The sequence below is a fragment of the Methylobacterium sp. FF17 genome, assembly GCF_025813715.1.
GTDB lineage: Bacteria > Pseudomonadota > Alphaproteobacteria > Rhizobiales > Beijerinckiaceae > Methylobacterium > Methylobacterium flocculans.
On the sequence record NZ_CP107532.1, the window covers coordinates 5,705,392 to 5,721,669 of the forward strand.

General features: G+C 68.8%; 16 protein-coding genes and 1 tRNA gene. 11 read left to right on the plus strand and 6 right to left on the minus strand.

What is annotated here, in order from left to right; genetic code table 11:
* Positions 1 to 213: 213 nt before the first annotated feature.
* Positions 214 to 2,373, minus strand: coding sequence for a TonB-dependent receptor (locus OF380_RS27140; protein ID WP_264048713.1), 2,160 nt, complete (start codon positions 2,371 to 2,373; stop codon positions 214 to 216).
* 375 nt (positions 2,374 to 2,748) lie between these two features.
* Here OF380_RS27140 and purB point away from each other — a divergent pair, with 375 nt between their 5' ends.
* From purB to OF380_RS27165, 5 genes are all read left to right on the plus strand, one after another.
* Positions 2,749 to 4,056 carry an adenylosuccinate lyase gene (gene purB / locus OF380_RS27145; protein ID WP_264048715.1) on the plus strand — a complete coding sequence of 436 codons (1,308 nt, stop codon included), beginning with the start codon at positions 2,749 to 2,751 and terminating at the stop codon, positions 4,054 to 4,056.
* A gap of 60 nt (positions 4,057 to 4,116) precedes the next feature.
* Positions 4,117 to 4,977, plus strand: a complete 861-nt coding sequence (locus OF380_RS27150) for a D-amino-acid transaminase (RefSeq protein ID WP_264048716.1) — start codon at positions 4,117 to 4,119, stop codon at positions 4,975 to 4,977.
* A gap of 300 nt (positions 4,978 to 5,277) precedes the next feature.
* Positions 5,278 to 5,610, plus strand: a complete 333-nt coding sequence (locus OF380_RS27155; protein ID WP_264048717.1) for a hypothetical protein — start codon at positions 5,278 to 5,280, stop codon at positions 5,608 to 5,610.
* Positions 5,611 to 5,753: 143 nt separating this feature from the next.
* Positions 5,754 to 7,046 carry an adenylosuccinate synthase gene (locus OF380_RS27160; protein ID WP_264048718.1) on the plus strand — a complete coding sequence of 431 codons (1,293 nt, stop codon included), beginning with the start codon at positions 5,754 to 5,756 and terminating at the stop codon, positions 7,044 to 7,046.
* A gap of 160 nt (positions 7,047 to 7,206) precedes the next feature.
* The gene (locus tag OF380_RS27165) at positions 7,207 to 8,709 is read left to right on the plus strand and encodes a histidine kinase (protein WP_264048719.1); all 1,503 of its coding nucleotides are present in this window, start codon (positions 7,207 to 7,209) and stop codon (positions 8,707 to 8,709) included.
* A gap of 104 nt (positions 8,710 to 8,813) precedes the next feature.
* Here the strand turns inward: OF380_RS27165 and rpoH are convergent, their stop codons facing one another.
* Positions 8,814 to 9,719 carry an RNA polymerase sigma factor RpoH gene (rpoH, locus tag OF380_RS27170; protein ID WP_264048720.1) on the minus strand — a complete coding sequence of 302 codons (906 nt, stop codon included), beginning with the start codon at positions 9,717 to 9,719 and terminating at the stop codon, positions 8,814 to 8,816.
* A 230-nt stretch (positions 9,720 to 9,949) separates the two neighbouring features.
* Positions 9,950 to 10,945, minus strand: coding sequence for an RluA family pseudouridine synthase (locus OF380_RS27175; RefSeq protein ID WP_264048721.1), 996 nt, complete (start codon positions 10,943 to 10,945; stop codon positions 9,950 to 9,952).
* Between the two features lie 148 nt (positions 10,946 to 11,093).
* Here OF380_RS27175 and OF380_RS27180 point away from each other — a divergent pair.
* The 4 genes from OF380_RS27180 to OF380_RS27195 all read left to right on the plus strand — a co-directional run bounded on the left by OF380_RS27180 (position 11,094) and on the right by OF380_RS27195 (position 13,726).
* Positions 11,094 to 11,168 (plus strand) — tRNA-Glu (locus OF380_RS27180).
* 68 nt (positions 11,169 to 11,236) lie between these two features.
* Entirely contained in the window at positions 11,237 to 11,626 is a 390-nt protein-coding gene (locus OF380_RS27185) for a hypothetical protein (RefSeq protein ID WP_264048722.1), read from the plus strand.
* 585 nt (positions 11,627 to 12,211) lie between these two features.
* Complete coding sequence (locus OF380_RS27190) at positions 12,212 to 12,403, plus strand: hypothetical protein (RefSeq protein ID WP_264048723.1); 192 nt, start codon at positions 12,212 to 12,214, stop codon at positions 12,401 to 12,403.
* Between the two features lie 48 nt (positions 12,404 to 12,451).
* Positions 12,452 to 13,726, plus strand: coding sequence for a cation:proton antiporter (locus OF380_RS27195; protein ID WP_264048724.1), 1,275 nt, complete (start codon positions 12,452 to 12,454; stop codon positions 13,724 to 13,726).
* Between the two features lie 27 nt (positions 13,727 to 13,753).
* Here OF380_RS27195 and OF380_RS27200 read toward each other — a convergent pair whose 3' ends face one another.
* The 3 genes from OF380_RS27200 to OF380_RS27210 form a co-directional block, all read right to left on the minus strand.
* The gene (locus tag OF380_RS27200) at positions 13,754 to 13,993 is read right to left on the minus strand and encodes a hypothetical protein (RefSeq protein ID WP_264048725.1); all 240 of its coding nucleotides are present in this window, start codon (positions 13,991 to 13,993) and stop codon (positions 13,754 to 13,756) included.
* Positions 13,994 to 14,002: 9 nt separating this feature from the next.
* A complete protein-coding gene (locus tag OF380_RS27205; RefSeq protein ID WP_264048726.1) occupies positions 14,003 to 14,212 on the minus strand; it encodes a hypothetical protein in 210 nt (69 codons plus the stop codon).
* Between the two features lie 695 nt (positions 14,213 to 14,907).
* Entirely contained in the window at positions 14,908 to 15,060 is a 153-nt protein-coding gene (locus OF380_RS27210) for a hypothetical protein (RefSeq protein WP_264048727.1), read from the minus strand.
* Positions 15,061 to 15,073: 13 nt separating this feature from the next.
* Here OF380_RS27210 and OF380_RS27215 point away from each other — a divergent pair, with 13 nt between their 5' ends.
* Together OF380_RS27215 and OF380_RS27220 are read left to right on the plus strand one after the other, a co-directional pair.
* Positions 15,074 to 15,490: a hypothetical protein gene (locus tag OF380_RS27215; protein WP_264048728.1), complete on the plus strand. Its 417-nt coding sequence runs from the start codon at positions 15,074 to 15,076 to the stop codon at positions 15,488 to 15,490.
* Between the two features lie 110 nt (positions 15,491 to 15,600).
* The gene (locus OF380_RS27220) at positions 15,601 to 16,107 is read left to right on the plus strand and encodes a PRC-barrel domain-containing protein (protein WP_264048729.1); all 507 of its coding nucleotides are present in this window, start codon (positions 15,601 to 15,603) and stop codon (positions 16,105 to 16,107) included.
* Positions 16,108 to 16,278: the final 171 nt, after the last annotated feature.

The window sequence follows — 16,278 nt, forward strand, 5'->3', positions numbered from 1 at the left end:
CCATGATCTCCAAGTACGGGCCAAGCAAGCGGTCGGAGCGGTCGATCCCGTTATTTGTCTTATAACGGCTCTAAGAAGCCATCGAAATCATTCGGCAACATGTTCGTAACATTTAGCAAAGTTGTTTCCGGCTTAATCCTGGATCGATTCTAAAAACGGTCGATCCAGGAGGGATTGTGGCCGGATTGCAACAGCGTCGCAGCGCGCGCCGGCTCAGAACCGCGCCACGACCTGCGCCCGGATCAGGCGCGGCGCGCCCGGCGAGATGTTGCTGTTGCCGTCGGCGGTGGCGATGTAGCCCCGGTCGAACAGGTTCTCGATGTTGATCTGCGCCCGCACCCCGTCGGTGACCTGATAGAACAGGCCGAGATCGAAGCGCGTGTAGCCCGGCAGCCGGACCGTGTTGTCGGCGCTGGCGAAGCTATGGCCCTGGTGGATCGTGCCGAGGCCGATCGAGAATCCCGGTGTCACGCTGAACTTGTTCCACACCGTGACCGCGTTGAAGGGCACGACGGCGACCCGGTTGCCCGGGACGATGAGGGCCGAGCCGAAGCCGCTGACGATGCGCGCATCCGTGAAGGCGTAGCCGCCCGCGACCTGCCACCAGTCGGTGAGATAGCCGTTCGCGCCGATCTCGACGCCCCGCGCGTTGGTCTGGCCGCTGAGCAGGAAGAAACCGGGACGGTTCGGGTCCGAGAGGCGCTGGTTGTAGCGGTCGAGGTCGTACAGGGCGCCGGTGAGCTGGAGCGCCGGCGTCACGTCCCACTTCACGCCGACCTCGCGGTTCTCGAAGCGCTCCGGCGGGGCGATGGCCAGCCTCTCCGACAAGGCGGTGAACTGGTCCCCGGCGGAGGGCAGGTAGGAGACGCTGTAATTGGCATAGAAGGCCAGGGCGTCGAACGGCTTGAGGACCGCGCCGATCCGGGGCGACAGTAGGTTGTCCACCCGGGTGTTGCCGACCTGCGTGCGCCGGTCGGTGGAACTGAAGTCGAAGTGATCGAAGCGCAGGCCGCCGATGATCTGCAGGTGCGGGCCGATCTCGATCTGGTCCTGGGCGTAGACCGCCGCCAGCCCGAGGTCGTAGCGGCTGTTCGCGCCCGAGGCGATGTTGCGGAAGCTCACCGGAACCCGCGAGAGGGGCGAGAGCGGGTTGACCACGAGGGTCTGCGTGCCGGTCGTGGCGAAGAACCCGTCCTCCCGGTAGGTGATCCCCGACTGGTGGCCGAGCTCGAAGCCGGCGAGCAGCGTGTGCGCCAGGGGGCCGGTGGTGAAGCGGTAGGTGAAATCGTTCTGGTTGAAGAGGTTCGTGCGCGGCGTGTCGTTGTTGAAGGCGCTGAGTTCGACCCGCGTCCCGGCGGCATTCACGCTGCCGCCCGTCCGGATGCTCGGATAGACGATCTGAGAGAACTTGTCGTAATCGGCGAAGCGGACCTGGCTGCGCATCTCCACGCCGGAGGCGAAGCGATGCTCGAGCACGGCGGTCGCGATGTGGGCGTCGACCCGGGCGGTGCTCAGGTCCGGATTGCCGAAGAAGGTGCGGATGTTCTCGCGGTAGCGATAGGGCCGCCCGTTCTGGGAGGGGATGCCCCGATCGGCGGTGCGCTCGTCGTGGAAGTACTCGTAGGACAGCTTGAGGGTCGTGTCGGGCCCGAGCAGCAGGGTCGCGGTGGGGTTGATGCCCCAGCGCCGGAGATCCACGAAGTTGCGGAACGTCCCGCTATCCTCGAACAGGCCGTTGAGGCGGAAGAAGGCGCTGTCCGAGATCCGGTCGCCCACATCGAGGGCGAGGCGCTTGGTCCCGTACGACCCGGTCTGGAGGACGACCTCGCGCAGCGGGATGCCGTTGGCCTCCTTGAGGACGCGGTTGACCACGCCGCCGCCGCCGCCGCGCCCGAAGATCATCGCGTTCGGTCCCTTCAGGACCTCGACGCGCTCGACGTTGTAGAGGTCGCGGAAGTACTGCCCGTCGTCGCGGATGCCGTTGACGTAGAAGTCGGCGCTCGATTGCTGGCCGCGGATCACGATCTCGTCCCGGTTCGCCGCGCCCTGGTGCAGGAACACCCCCGGCACGTAGCGCAGGGCCTCGGTCACGCCCTGGTGGCCCTGGTCCTGGATCTGCTCCCGCGTGACGACCGTCACCGCCTGCGGCGTGTCGATCAGGGCCGTGTCCGTCTTGGTGGCGCTGCGGGCCCGCACCGTGCGGTAGCCGGTGCTCGCCGCGCCGGTCCCTTCCACGCTGAGCAGGTCGAGGCTGACTTCGCCTTGTGCGGCTCCGGCCGGTGCCGCCTCCTGCGCGAGCGCGCCGCGCCCGCCGGCGAGGCACGTCTCTCCCATCAGGATCGCGAGAAGACCAAGGTTACGCGTGCTGAACATCGAGCGGCTGATCCTGTCTATCCGAAGTATCGTTCCTGCTGATGGCATTATCCATGACGATCAGTGGAGATATATTGATACTTCGAAAGCATAGTCGATCACGGCTCGGCGCTGCGAGGGATAAGTTCCGGGTCTCCTCTTTCATTATAATAAGTACAGGTTCAGGCTGTACGCTATCGATCTGGTATTGCGTCGAAAACCGAGGTTTGCGCTGGCTCCCTCCCCGGAGCGCGGGCGACACGATCGATGCGTGTGACGCGCGAAAGACACACTTTTGGCGGGCGTTCGCGTTCGATCCTGGCGCGTTGAGCGCCATGCGCGCCCGTGCTAGGCGCCAGCTTCGATGTCCTGACGCGTGGCAACCCGAGGCGCCGCATGATCCCCCGCTACAGCCGCCCCGAGATGACCGCGATCTGGTCGCCCGAATCCCGCTTCCGGATCTGGTTCGAGATCGAGGCCCACGCCACCACGGCCCTGGCCGAACTCGGCGTCGTGCCGAAGGAGGCCGCCGACACGATCTGGGAGAAGGGCCGCGACGCGGTCTTCGACGTGGCCCGCATCGACGCCATCGAGGCGGTGACCAAGCACGACGTCATCGCCTTCCTCACGCATCTGGCGGAGATCGTCGGCCCCGAGGCGCGCTTCGTCCACCAGGGCATGACCTCGTCGGACGTGCTCGACACCTGCCTCAACGTCCAGCTCGTGCGCGCCGCCGATCTCCTCATCAAGGACGTCGACGCCCTGCTCGCCGCCCTCAAGCGCCGGGCCTTCGAGCACAAGCTGACGCCGACCATCGGCCGCTCGCACGGCATCCATGCCGAGCCCGTCACCTTCGGCCTCAAGCTGGCGCAGGCCTATGCGGAGTTCGAGCGCAACCGCGCGCGCCTCGCCGCCGCACGGGAAGAAATCGCCACTTGCGCGATCTCGGGCGCGGTCGGCACCTTCGCCAACATCGACCCGCGCGTGGAAGAGTACGTCGCCAAGGCCATGGGCCTGACGCCGGAGCCGGTCTCGACCCAGGTCATCCCGCGCGACCGTCACGCCATGTTCTTTGCGATCCTGGGCGTGGTCGCCTCTTCGGTGGAGCGCCTCTCCATCGAGGTGCGCCACCTCCAGCGCACGGAGGTGCTGGAAGCGGAGGAGTTCTTCTCCGAGGGCCAGAAGGGCTCCTCGGCGATGCCCCACAAGCGCAATCCGGTGCTCACCGAGAACCTCACGGGCCTCGCCCGCATGGTGCGCAGCTACGCCCTGCCCGCCATGGAGAACGTGGCGCTCTGGCACGAGCGCGACATCTCGCACTCCTCGGTGGAGCGCATGATCGGCCCCGACGCCACCGTGACCCTGGACTTCGCGCTGGCCCGCCTCACCGGCGTCATCGACAAGCTGCTGATCTATCCCGAGACCATGCAGCGCAACCTCGACAAGCTCGGCGGCCTCGTCCACTCGCAACGGGTGCTGCTGGCCCTGACCCAGGCCGGCGTCTCGCGGGAGGATGCCTACCGCCTCGTGCAGCGCAACGCGATGCCGGTCTGGCGCGGCGAGGGCGACTTCCTCGCGCTCCTCAAGGCCGATGCCGACGTCACCGCCGAACTCACCCCCGAGCAGATCGAGGAGTGCTTCGACCTCGGCTACCACTTCAAGCACGTGGACACGATCTTTTCGCGGGTCTTCGGGGCCGCCTGACCGCATCCGCGCACGGATCCTGCGTCCATCCCTAACCTTCGGTCAGTTGAGGTCAGCCCCGTGTCCCATCCACGTATCGTCTACCTGAACGGCGAGTTCCTGCCCTTCGCCGAGGCGCGCGTGCCGATCATGGATCGGGGCTTCCTCTTCGCCGACGGGATCTACGAGGTCTCGGCGGTGCTCGACGGACGCCTCGTCGACAACGAAGCCCATCTCGCCCGGCTCGACCGTTCGCTGGGCGAGATCGACATCGCCAACCCGCACAGCATGTCCGCGTGGATCGGCCTGCAGACCGAGCTCGTCGCCCGCAACGGCCTCACCGAGGGGCTGGTCTACATGCAGGTGACGCGCGGCGTGCACGAGCGCGACTTCGCCTACCCGCCGGCCGGCACCGCGCCCACCGTGATGATGTTCACGCAGGCCAAGACCGTCGCGAAGAACCCCCTCGCCGAGACGGGCGCCAAGATCATCACCGTGCCGGATCTCCGCTGGAAGCGCCGGGACATCAAGTCGGTGGCGCTGCTGGCCCAGGTGCTCGCCAAGCAGCAGGCCGCCGCCGCCGGGGTCGCCGAGGCCTGGATGGTCGAGGACGACGCGGTCACCGAGGGCTCGTCCTCCACGGCCTTCATCGTCACCAAGGCTGGCGCCCTCGTCACCCGCCCGCTCTCCACAGCCCTCCTGCCGGGCATCACCCGCAAGGCGGTGCTGCGGCTCGCCGAGGAAGCCGGCCTCGCGCTGGAGGAGCGCCTCTTCAGCGTCTCCGAGGCGAAGGACGCGGCCGAAGCCTTCTACACCAGCGCCTCGGCCTTCGTGATGCCGGTGGTCTCCATTGACGGCCACGCGGTCGGCGAGGGCCGCCCCGGCCCGCACACCCGGCGCCTGCGTGAACTCTACCTCGCCATGGCCCGCGAGAGCGCCTGACCGCTCCGGTCGGTGCTCGGGGTCTTTCCCCCTCTCCTCCCCGGCGGATCTCGGGCTTGCCCGATATCCGTCGAGCTTGCGGGGAGGCGTTGGAGGTGGGGGCACCAACTCCATCGATCGTGGCGGGCGGTGACACCCCCAGTCCTAACCTCTTCCCGCGAGGGGGAGAGGGACGCGGTCCGCCCGCAAAGGCAGATGGGGGAAGGCCATTCCCACCCCAGCACGTTACGACCTCGGCAGGAACGCTTCGGCGCCGGGCCTGTTCTCCCTCCGACCTCGCATCCGAGACAGGGAGACTCCATGCGCTCGATCCTCACCCTCGCGGTCGGCTTCGGCCTGATCGCCGGCGCGGCCTTTGCCCAGTCCCCCGACGCACCGCTGAAGGGCCGTGACAGCGACCCGGCCCTGCCGCCGCCGAACCAGACGATCCCCGACAAGATCCGCCCCTCGGACGAGTCGGCCGACAAGGGGACCCTGAGCGAGAAGCTCGAGAAGAGCGACGGCGTGATCAAGCCGCCGGGCAACGCGGCCCCCGGCATGGTGGTGACGCCGCCCGACCCGAACCCCGGTGGCATGCCGGTGATCAAGCCCGGTGACCTGCCCGGCCGGCCGCCCGGAACCGAGGCCCGCTGAGGCGGCATACCCGCCCATCCGGGCGCAGGCGGCCCCCTTGCTTGATTTCCGCGCACGGATCGCGGAAAGACCCGAAGACAGCGAAAGCGGTCCGCCCGACAGGTCGGGCCGCTTTCGCGCGGGCACGCACAGGTCTTATGTGAATGGCAAACGTCGTCGTCGTAGGCGCCCAGTGGGGTGACGAAGGCAAGGGCAAGATCGTCGACTGGCTCTCCGAGCAGGCCGACGTGGTGGTCCGCTTCCAGGGCGGGCACAATGCCGGCCACACGCTGGTCATCGACGGCGTCACCTACAAGCTGGCGCTGCTGCCCTCCGGCGTCGTGCGCGGCGGCAAGCTCTCGGTGATCGGCAACGGCGTCGTGGTCGATCCCTGGCACCTCGTGGACGAGATCGCCCGCCTCCAGGCGCAGGGCGTCGAGATCTCGCCCCGCACCCTGCGGATCGCCGACAACGCCACCCTGATCCTGCCGCTGCACCGCGAACTCGACCATTTCCGCGAGACCTCGAACGCCGGCCTGAAGATCGGCACGACGAAGCGCGGCATCGGCCCTGCTTATGAGGACAAGGTCGGCCGGCGCGCGATCCGGGTGGTCGACCTCGCCGACGAGCACACCCTCGAAGCCAAGATCGAGCGGGTGCTCACCCACCACAACGCCCTGCGCCGGGGTCTCGGCATCGCCGAGGTGGATGCGGGCGCGCTGCTCGCCGAGCTGAAGGCGATCGCGCCCACCATCCTGCCGTTCGCCGAGCCGGTCTGGAAGCTCCTCGACGACGAGCGCCGTGCGGGCAAGCGCATCCTGTTCGAGGGCGCGCAAGGGGCGCTCCTCGACGTCGACCACGGCACCTACCCCTTCGTGACCTCCTCCAACATCGTGGCCGCCCAGGCCGCGACGGGCTCCGGCATGGGCCCGTCCGCGATCGGCTACGTGCTCGGCATCGCCAAGGCCTACACCACCCGGGTCGGCGAAGGCCCCTTCCCCACCGAGCTCTTCGACGAGATCGGCGAGACGATCGGCGCCAAGGGCCGCGAGTTCGGCGTGAATACCGGTCGCAAGCGCCGCTGCGGCTGGTTCGACGCGGTGCTGGTGCGCCAGACCGTGCGGACCTCCGGCATCGACGGCATCGCGCTGACCAAGCTCGACATCCTCGACGGCTTCGAGACCATCAAGGTCTGCACCGGCTACCGCCTCGACGGCGAGGTGGTGGATCACCTGCCCGCCAACCAGGCGGCGCAGGCCAAGGTCGAGCCGATCTACGAAACCATCGAGGGCTGGTCGGGCACCACGGCGGGCGCCCGCTCCTGGGCGGACCTGCCCGCGCAGGCGATCAAGTACGTGCGTCGGATCGAGGAACTGATCGGGGCGCCCGTCGCCCTGCTCTCGACTTCGCCGGAGCGCAACGACACCATCCTCATGCACAACCCCTTCGAGGACTGAGGCGTTTGGCGCTTGCCGTGAGCGTGGCCGCGCGCGGATGATGCGGCCACGTCGCGATCGACCGTGCGGCGGTCGCCGCGTCGCCCGGCGCGCCATCCCGGGCGACGGCGCGAGGGGGCGGCCCGCGAGCCGCCGGCGAGAGAAGCGGACCTGAGGCACGATGGCCGACTATTACCCACTGCTGGCGCGGGCACTCGACGCGATGCCGGACCGCTCGGCGGCCCTGCGTCACGCGGTCTACGAGCGCGCGCGCGGCGCGCTCATCGGGCAGCTGCGCTCCCTCGATCCGCCCCTGTCGGAAGACGACATCGACCTGGAGCGCAACGCCCTCGAAGCCGCCATCCTGCGCCTCGAGCAGGAGCACGGCGCGCCGGCCCCCCCGCCCGAGCCGCCGGCGCCGCCCGATCCGTTCATCCCGATCCCGGCGAACGACGTCACCGACCTGCCCGAGCCCAGCCGGCCGGAGCCGCTTCCCGAGCCGGAGCCGCTTCCGGAATCGAAGCCGCTTCCGGAGCCGGTCGCCCCCGAGCCCGTCGGGTCGGAGCCGCCTCCCCCCGCACCGCTGCCGCCCGAGCCGGCGCCCCCGCCGCCGGAGGCGAGCGTCACCGCCGCATTGCCCCGGGCGACCCTGCCGCCCGCCCCGGTGGAGCCGCCGGTGGCGCCCGCCGCCCCGGATCCGGTCGCGCCGGCGATCCGCATCCAGGCGCGCAAGGGCAAGGCGCCGCCCTTCATGGACCCGGAGCCGGCGGAACCTGCCGCCGCGCCCGACGCGGAGACCTCCGCCGAGCCGGCGGCGGACGGGAACGGTCAGCGCCAGCGCCCCCGGATCGACGTGGTCGCCCCCCGCCAGGGGCGCTCGCGCCTGCTGCGCAACCTCCTCGTCGGCAGCATCCTCGTCGTCGTCATCGGCCTCATCGCGGTGGCGGCCTTTCTCCTGCGCGACAAGCCGGCCGACCTGAAGCCGATCGCGGCGGAAACCCAGGAGAATGCCGGGGACGGCGCGGATTCGAAATTCGCGGACCGGGTGGGTGGCGAGGCCGCGCCCGCCGAACGCGCCGCGCCGGCCCGGCCCGCCGCCCCTGCCGCGACGCCCGCGCAGGGACAGTCCGACCTCGCCGTCGCCCAGCGCGCCGTCCTCTACGAGGAGGCCGCCGGGGGGGGCAGCGCGACGCCGAACGCCACGCAGGGGCGGGTGAGCTGGCGCCTCGACACGGTGCCGGGCGAGCAGGGCCAGCCCCTCGAGACGGTGGTCCGCGCCCGGGCCGACTTCCCGGATGCCGGCCTGTCCCTGGCCCTGACCCTGCGCCGGAACCTCGACGCCACCCTGCCGGCCTCCCACACCATCGAACTGGTCTTCACGCCGAGCGGGCCGACGGCCGCCCAGCGCAACGTCCAGGATATCGGCCTGCTCCAGGGCAAGGACGAGGAAAGCGCGCGGGGCTCGCCCGTCTCCGGCCTGCCGGTCCGGGTCCGCGAGAACCTGTTCCTCATCGGCCTGTCCTCGCTGCCGAACGACATCGAGCGCAACACCGACATCCTGTTGCGCAAGAGCTGGTTCGACGTGACCCTGAAGTTCAGCTCGGGCCTGCGCGGGATCGTGGCCTTCGAGAAGGGAAACGCCGGCACACAGGTGCTGCAGAAGGCCTTCGACCAGTGGCGCTGAGGGTCGGGCGCCCGTCGCCGCACGCATGAAAAAGGCCCCCGGCGCGTTCCGCCGGGGGCCTTTTTTCGATCCGGGCCCGCGAGGAGCCGTCCCGCATCGGTCTGTCAGGCATGAGCCTCGATGCGGGCGGTGCCGGCGCGCGGCGCCTCGCGGGTGGCGAGGTTGCGCTTGACCGCCTCCTGGATCTTCTCGAACGCCCGCACCTCGATCTGCCGCACGCGCTCACGCGACACGCCGAACTCGCCGGAGAGATCCTCCAGGGTGATCGGGTCGTCGGCGAGGCGGCGCGCCTCGAAGATGCGGCGCTCGCGCGGGTTCAGCACCGAGAGCGCGTCGCGCAGGGCCGAGAGGCGGTTCTGCCCCTCCTCCTCGCGGGCGAGCACGGTCTCCTGGCTCGGGCTGTTGTCCACCAGCCAGTCCTGCCACTCGCCCTCGCCCTCCTCGCGCAGGGGCGCGTTGAGCGAGGTGTCGCCGGACAGGCGGCGGTTCATGTCGATCACCTCCTGCTCGGGCACACCGAGCTTGACGGCGATCTGCGCGACCTGATCCGGCTTGAGGTCGCCCTCGTCCAGCGCCGAGATGCGGCCCTTGGCCTTGCGCAGGTTGAAGAACAGCTTCTTCTGGTTGGCGGTGGTGCCCATCTTCACGAGCGACCACGAGCGCAGGATGTATTCCTGGATCGCCGCCTTGATCCACCACATCGCATAGGTGGCGAGCCGGAAGCCTTTGTCCGGCTCGAAGCGCTTGACCGCCTGCATCAGCCCGACATTGCCCTCGGACACGACCTCGCCGATGGGCAGGCCGTAGCCGCGATAGCCCATGGCGATCTTCGCCACGAGGCGCAGGTGGGACGTGACGAGACGGTGGGCGGCGCCACGGTCGCCCTTCTCGCGCCAGTCCTTGGCGAGCGTGAACTCCTCGTTCGGCTCGAGCATCGGGAACTTGCGGATCTCGTCGAGGTAGCGGGAGAGGCCACCTTCGGTGGCGAGCACTGGCAATGCGCCGGCCATGATCTTACCTCCTTGGTTGGACCCCCGAAGGGCGGTCCGAAGCGAACCGCCGCTCCCTTGAGCCGGCCGTTCGATTCCCCATCTTAGCGGGAAATCGGCGGGCTCGGGAAGGCGACGCGCAGCACGAAGTTTGCGTCAACGCGTGGGATCTCGCTTGGGTCGGTGATGACACGAAAAGCCGCAGTCGGGGGTGTCCTGGCGCACGCCTGGGCTTGACTGTTGCGGTCCCGCTACGCGCCAGCGCGCAAAGCCGTCATCAGGGCCCGCATGTCCGGGGGCAGCGGGCTCTCGAAATGCAGCGTCTCCCCGCTGCGCGGATGCGCGAAGCCGAGCACGCTGGCATGCAGGGCCTGGCGCCCGAGGGCGTCGAGGGCCCCGCGCGCCTCCGGGGACAGACGGCTCACCTTGGTCTTGAACGCGCCGCCATAGACGGAATCGCCGAGCAGCGGGTGGCCGCGATGGCTGAGATGCACGCGGATCTGGTGCGTGCGCCCCGTCTCCAGGATGCAGCGCACCCGGGCGACCGTCCCTTCGGGGCCGAAGGTCTCCTCCACCCGGTAATGCGTGATCGCGTGGCGTCCCGTCTCTCCGCGCACCACGGCGATCTTCTCGCGGTTGCGGACGCTGCGGGCGAGGTTCGCCTCGATGGTGCCGTGGTGCGGCTCCGGCACGCCCCAGACCAGGGCCAGGTAGGCCCGCTCCAGCGGCCCCGTGCGGCCGTGATCGGCGAACTGCGCCGTCAGCCCGGCATGGGCGCGGTCGTTCTTGGCCACCACGAGCAGCCCGCTCGTGTCCTTGTCGAGGCGGTGGACGATACCGGGCCGGCGCACGCCGCCGATCCCCGACAGGCTCTCCCCGCAATGAGCGATGAGCCCGTTCACCAGCGTGCCCGAATCGTGCCCGGGGGCCGGATGCACCACGAGTCCCGCCGGCTTGTCGATCACGATGAGGTCGTCGTCCTCGTACACGATCGCGAGGTCGAGGCGTTCGGCCACCGGCTCGGCCGCCACCGCCTCCGGCACCGCGACGAGGAGGTCGGCGCCGGGGCCCACCTTCACCGAGGGGTCGAGGCTGACGGCTCCGTTCCAGCGCACGTGCCCGGCGCGGATCAGGTCCTGCAGGCGCGAGCGCGAGACATCGGGAAAGGCCCGGGCCAGGGCCCGGTCCAGGCGCTCGGGCGCCGCGTCGTCGCCGAGGGTCGCGCGGCGGTCTTCCGTTACCGGCAAGGCATGGTCCTTCGATCCGAAAGTGTCGGTTGGGCGACGATACCGCCATTTCGGGACTTGTGGCGCCGCGCGACCCTCGCTATACGATCGCCCATCGGCCGGGAAGCACGGATCGCCGCAGCGATCACCGAACGCCTCCCACCGGTCCGCGCCCATCGTCTAGCGGTTAGGACAGGTCCCTCTCACGGATCAGACCGGGGTTCGATTCCCCGTGGGCGCGCCAACAATTTCAGCCACTCAGCTTCATTTCGCATCTCGTCTCACACTGCCGACTCGCATAGCGGTTTGAGAGTGACGACTGTCGCTCGAGATCCCGCCCTTCTCAGCAGTCTGCGCGAGCGCGTCACAGATGCGGCTGGTCCGGATCGTGCGCTGTTTGCCGAGGTGTGGTTCGCCTGCACCGGAAAGCAGTCACCGGACACGAAAGCCCGCTTCGCAATCCTGCTTGATGCGAAGGCTTGGACAGATGCTGCTCTCTTGCTGACACGCTCAGCCTTGCCGGAGTGGCGCATCTCCGTGGCGGCTGTAGCCGGATCTATCCTGGTGGAGATCAGGGTGCCGCAGGCCGCGACGAGAGTGGGCACGGCCGCGCCTCAGATGGCCGACCGATCGGACGGGCTTGGTTGGGTGATCCTCGCAGCAGTCCTGGACGAATTGCTCGCAGAACGACTGACGCCTTGATGCGCTGGGACGCGACAGCTCTATCGGGATAACGTCTTTAACAGGCGTCACTCCGATCGCTTCAAGGCACCCCAATGAAAATCGCCGTCCTATCGCTGGCAGCCATCAGCCTGCTCATGGTGGACCGTGCGGACGCGCAGAGCCTTCAGCCTCCACCCGATGGCCCGAGCACGAGAGAAGCCCCTCGTACGAAGCGTGAGCGGGCTCTCGACTTGGATGGGAAGCCTCGTGGTCAGAGGGAGCTGTCGGCTCCTGACGAGGACGGGTACTCGACCGAGGAGCCGGATGACGACGAGGACGACGATCTCGGCGAGGCCCTTCGAGAAGTCCGACCGGGGGCGCCGCGGCCGCTCTGAATGCGGCCGCCCCTCGTGCTTACCTGGCCGCTTACCTTCGCGGCCGCAGGGGTCCGCGCCAAGCCCGCATCCACCCTGGACGGGCTGTGCCGTTGCTCGGCCCGTATGGTCGACCGATACGCCGACTAAGCCGGGGCGTTCGGTTGGACCACTCTGGAGGCCTGGGACGCACACCCTGCGGCCGGTGGCCTCTATCTCGTCAGGTGCCGAAGGGACGACGGAAGTGCACATGCCCGACAAGCGAGATCGCAAAACCACGCCGCTGGCCAACGATACGCCAGACCGGTCTCCCGCTGGCATGCGCGCAACGGCCGATCGCATCGATGAGCGATCCTCGCAAGGGTTCTACGTCCCTCCCTCGGCTGCCATCCTCAACGCCGAGGCGCTGCGAACCCTCGCGTGCGACCATGAGAAGGGGTGACGTCAGCGCAGGCCAGGAACGTCGCCGGACGGGCGGGGTTCGTCCGGCATGGAACCTTACATTCTCGCCCTGGCGGGCTTCGGCACGCTGGTCCTCCTCACCGCTTGGCTGCCGATGGTGCTCAAGCAACTGCCGCTCTCCCTTCCCATCTGCTGCGTCGGGATCGGGGCGATCCTTCCGACGCTGCTCGATTTGTCTGGCACCAGCCTTCATCCGCAGGAACACCTCGGCCTGGTCGAACGCCTGAGCGAGTTCGTGGTGATCGTCTCGCTGATGGGCGCAGGGCTCAAGCTCGACCGCCTCATCGGCTGGAAGCGCTGGATCGTGACCTGGCGCCTTCTCGGCATCGCCATGCCCCTCACTATCCTGGTCCTGGTCGGGCTGGCCTCCGGACTCCTCGAGCTCGGTCCGGCGGCGGCCCTGCTTCTTGCGGCGTCGCTTGCCCCGACCGATCCCGTGCTCGCCTCGGACGTCCAGGTCGGCCCCCCGCAGCAAGGGCAAGAGGACGAGATGCGCTTCGCCCTGACCTCGGAAGCGGGCCTCAACGACGGTCTCGCCTTTCCTTTCGTTCACCTCGCCATCGCGCTTGCGGCGGCCGAGGGCTTCGGGGCGTGGCAGTTCGGTTCCTGGTTCACGGTCGACGTCCTCTGGAAGATCGGCGTCGGAATCGCCCTGGGCGCCGGGGTCGGGCGGGGCATGGGCTGGCTCACGTTCCACCTGCCCAACAATGCCCGGCTGTCGCGGACCGGCGACGGTCTCGTGGCGCTCGGCATCACCTGCCTGACCTATGCCGTCGTCGAGGTCGCGCACGGCTACGGCTTCATCGGCGTCTTCGTCGCCGCCCTGGCGCTTCGGTCCGCCCATCGCGGGCATGACTATCACCACAAGATGCACGATTACGCCGAGGAGCTTGAGAGGCTGCTCATGATGGTGCTGCTGGTCGGCTTCGGCGCCGCGCTCGCCGGTGGCGGCCTTCTGAAGGCGCTGACGTGGCAGGGCGTCGCCTTTGCGCTCCTGGCTCTGTTCGTCGTGCGCCCCGTCTGTGGTTGGCTCAGCCTGCTGGGGTCGGACCGTCCCGCGGTCGAACGGGCGGTCATCAGCTTCTTCGGTATCAGGGGGCTGGGGACGATCTACTATATGGCCTACGGGATGCACCACGCCGCCTTCGAGCAGGCCGAGCTCCTCTGGAGCGTCGCGGGCCTGACCATCCTGATCTCCATCCTGCTCCACGGGGTGACCGTGACACCGACGCTCCGCTTCATCGACCGCCGCAGCGGTCGCGACACGGAAAGCGCGCAAATGGGTCTTCCTCTGACGACCTGACCACGGCTGATGGACCCGGGGGCCTGCTCAGTTCGGATAGAGGTTGCCAAGGAAGGCGCGCAACTCGATGCGCCGAAGGTCGGCCTCGACGGCACTCACGGCCGCATCGCAGATCTCACCGGCGTCCCGAAGCTCGCTCAGGCGCCGGCGTGCGGCCAGGAGCGCCCGACGCCGCAACTCGTCCTTGGTGGAGGACGAACAAGCCTGCGTCGGCACCCCACGCCGGACTTGGGTCGGTCCCGGCCTGAGCCGACGGTACCAGTTCACGGCGCCGCCTCAGAGCAACTCGGTTGCGGCCGGAACCGGCATGCTCGCGAGACCCTTCGCTGCCCCGACCCAGTTCGCGAGACCAACCAGGCAGAGGCCGCCCAGAAGGGCCACCCCCACCACCGCCAGCACGAGGTCGGACGTGCGCATATCGCTACGGACCTGCCGGTCGATGGACGCCATGCGAGCCCGACGGATCTTGGATCGGTCGACAATCATCTTCGCTCCCTTCGCGTTGTTCTCAACCGGGCAGACGGAGGGGCTCCCGGTATCATCCGTCCCCGAGTCACCGCGACGCGACCGGCGGCCGCCGGCCGAGGCTCCCGCCAGATGGGACCGTCCTCCGCCTGCGGGCGCATGCCCGATGCCCGGACTTTCGACTGTCATGTCAGCTTCGAGACCGTGAGGTCACGCTCGCCAACGTCGGTGAAGGAGCCGGTTCCGACCGACCCTTCAGGACGCTCATGGAACCGTCCGTCTCCAGGACGACGGCATCCACGTCGGCAAGATCTTCGGCTCCGAAGCCCCGGGCTCGTCGCGAGTTCCTACGATGACATGAGCGCCACCGAGGCCGCCGCCGTAGCGCGCGACGTCCTCGACGGAGCACACCCGTGTCGAAGGCGAACGCGGCCTATTGTTCATCGCAGAGGGAAGCGTTCCCCGCCGTCTTCCGCCCCAGTCGCGTGCAAGCCGCGCCGTTCGTGCCAATGCTGTTCTCATGCCGCTCCTCTTGGGTTCGACCCCGTCGAGGTCCGTACCGGGTCGAGGGCAGGGTCCGAGGATCGTGGTTAAGCAATCCTAAACAGGCAACTGCTGGCTTGGGTCGGTTGCGAAGGCGCACGGAGGCGGTGTCAGGGCTATCCCGACACGGCTGCGGTCTTCCCGGACTGCCGATCCACCGCCGATGCACCAGATCATTCGTCAGGCGGCAGGCGGTTGCCCTGACAGGCATCGCCGCCGGTTCCGGACGGACATCCACCGAGCGGATTACCGAACCGGATCGCCCCCTCGTCGGGAGCCGTCCCGCCGCCCTTGCGGCGCACGCCCCTGTCCTCCTGAGCCCTCATGGAGTTGCATCCGATGAAACACCTCGCAGTCGCCCTCGCGGCGGCCTCATCCCTCGTCCTGTTCTCGCCGGCGAGCGAGGCGCGTCCCTATGGCAGGGGGCATGGCTTCCACGGCCACCATAACGGTCTCCATGGCTTCCGGGGCGGGCACGGCTACCGTGGGGGCCGCATCCGGCACCATCATCGGCATTTCGGCGGATATCGCGGCGGCTTCCGCCCCGCGGGCTACCGATACGGCCGCCACTACGGCCGGTCCGGCTACCGGCGCGGTTATCCCGGCGTCGGTCTTGCCGCCGGCCTCGGGCTTGGCTTGGCCGCCGCCGCGGTCCGACCCGCCTACTATGGCCCCTCCTATGGCTACGGGTACGGGTACGCCCCGGTCGGATACGGCTACGGCGCCCGTCGTCCGGTCTATGGCTGCGGCTACTGAGCCGACCTCGAAGGGATCCAGCGCTCGCGGATCAGCGAGAGCGTTCGGCCCCCTCTCGGCCGGCTCACCGTGCGATGCCGGGCCTCTAAGATGAACCCCAGGAGAGCTTCATGAAGACCATCGTAGTCGGCGCACTTTTCGCCACCACCATGCTCGCGGCGCCTGCGCTCGCCCAGGATAAATCGGCGACGCCGTCGGACGGTCAGGCGAAGCCCATAGCGGCACCGCCGTCCGGTACGGCCATGCCGGCGACGTCCGGCGTCACGGGCGGATCTGGCGGCATGGTCATGGCCGATACGGCGACCGCCAAGATCAAGTTCATCACGGCCAAGCCCGCCGAGGTCACCGCGTCGAAGCTCGTGGGCAAGAACCTGTACAACAAGCAGAACGAGAACGTGGGCGAGATCGAGGACCTCGTGATCGACCAGGGCAAGACGGTCACAGGCGTGGTCGTCAGCGTCGGCGGCTTCCTCGGCATGGGCGAGCGCTACGTCATGGTGGACCCGTCCTCGATCTTCCTTCACCGCGCCGACGGGAAGCTGAAGGCCATGGTCGACGCCGACAAGGACGCGGTGAAGAACGCGCCCGAGTTCAAGTACGACAAGAACAAGTCCTGAGCGCAGGTCGCGGGGCGGCCTCGGTACGGTGCCGGGTCGCTCCGCGACGCGACCCAGTGGGATTGGCGCATCGGTCAAGCCAAGATCGGTCCTCGCGGTGTCGGGATTGCCCTGACACCTGTCGGTGAGAACGGCGGGCAAGGGGGATCAAGCTTGTCGGCTGTGAGGGAG

Excerpts from the sequence above, each read along its gene's own strand:
- OF380_RS27220 (WP_264048729.1), top strand. The coding sequence starts at position 15,601 with ATGAAGACCATCGTAGTCGGCGCACTTTTCGCCACCACCATGCTCGCG.
- OF380_RS27155 (WP_264048717.1), top strand. The coding sequence starts at position 5,278 with ATGCGCTCGATCCTCACCCTCGCGGTCGGCTTCGGCCTGATCGCCGGC.
- OF380_RS27190 (WP_264048723.1), top strand. The coding sequence starts at position 12,212 with ATGCCCGACAAGCGAGATCGCAAAACCACGCCGCTGGCCAACGATACG.
- OF380_RS27160 (WP_264048718.1), top strand. The coding sequence starts at position 5,754 with ATGGCAAACGTCGTCGTCGTAGGCGCCCAGTGGGGTGACGAAGGCAAG.
- OF380_RS27195 (WP_264048724.1), top strand. The coding sequence starts at position 12,452 with ATGGAACCTTACATTCTCGCCCTGGCGGGCTTCGGCACGCTGGTCCTC.
- OF380_RS27165 (WP_264048719.1), top strand. The coding sequence starts at position 7,207 with ATGGCCGACTATTACCCACTGCTGGCGCGGGCACTCGACGCGATGCCG.
- rpoH (WP_264048720.1), bottom strand. The coding sequence starts at position 9,719 with ATGGCCGGCGCATTGCCAGTGCTCGCCACCGAAGGTGGCCTCTCCCGC.
- OF380_RS27205 (WP_264048726.1), bottom strand. The coding sequence starts at position 14,212 with ATGATTGTCGACCGATCCAAGATCCGTCGGGCTCGCATGGCGTCCATC.
- OF380_RS27210 (WP_264048727.1), bottom strand. The coding sequence starts at position 15,060 with ATGAGGGCTCAGGAGGACAGGGGCGTGCGCCGCAAGGGCGGCGGGACG.
- purB (WP_264048715.1), top strand. The coding sequence starts at position 2,749 with ATGATCCCCCGCTACAGCCGCCCCGAGATGACCGCGATCTGGTCGCCC.
- OF380_RS27215 (WP_264048728.1), top strand. The coding sequence starts at position 15,074 with ATGAAACACCTCGCAGTCGCCCTCGCGGCGGCCTCATCCCTCGTCCTG.
- OF380_RS27140 (WP_264048713.1), bottom strand. The coding sequence starts at position 2,373 with ATGTTCAGCACGCGTAACCTTGGTCTTCTCGCGATCCTGATGGGAGAG.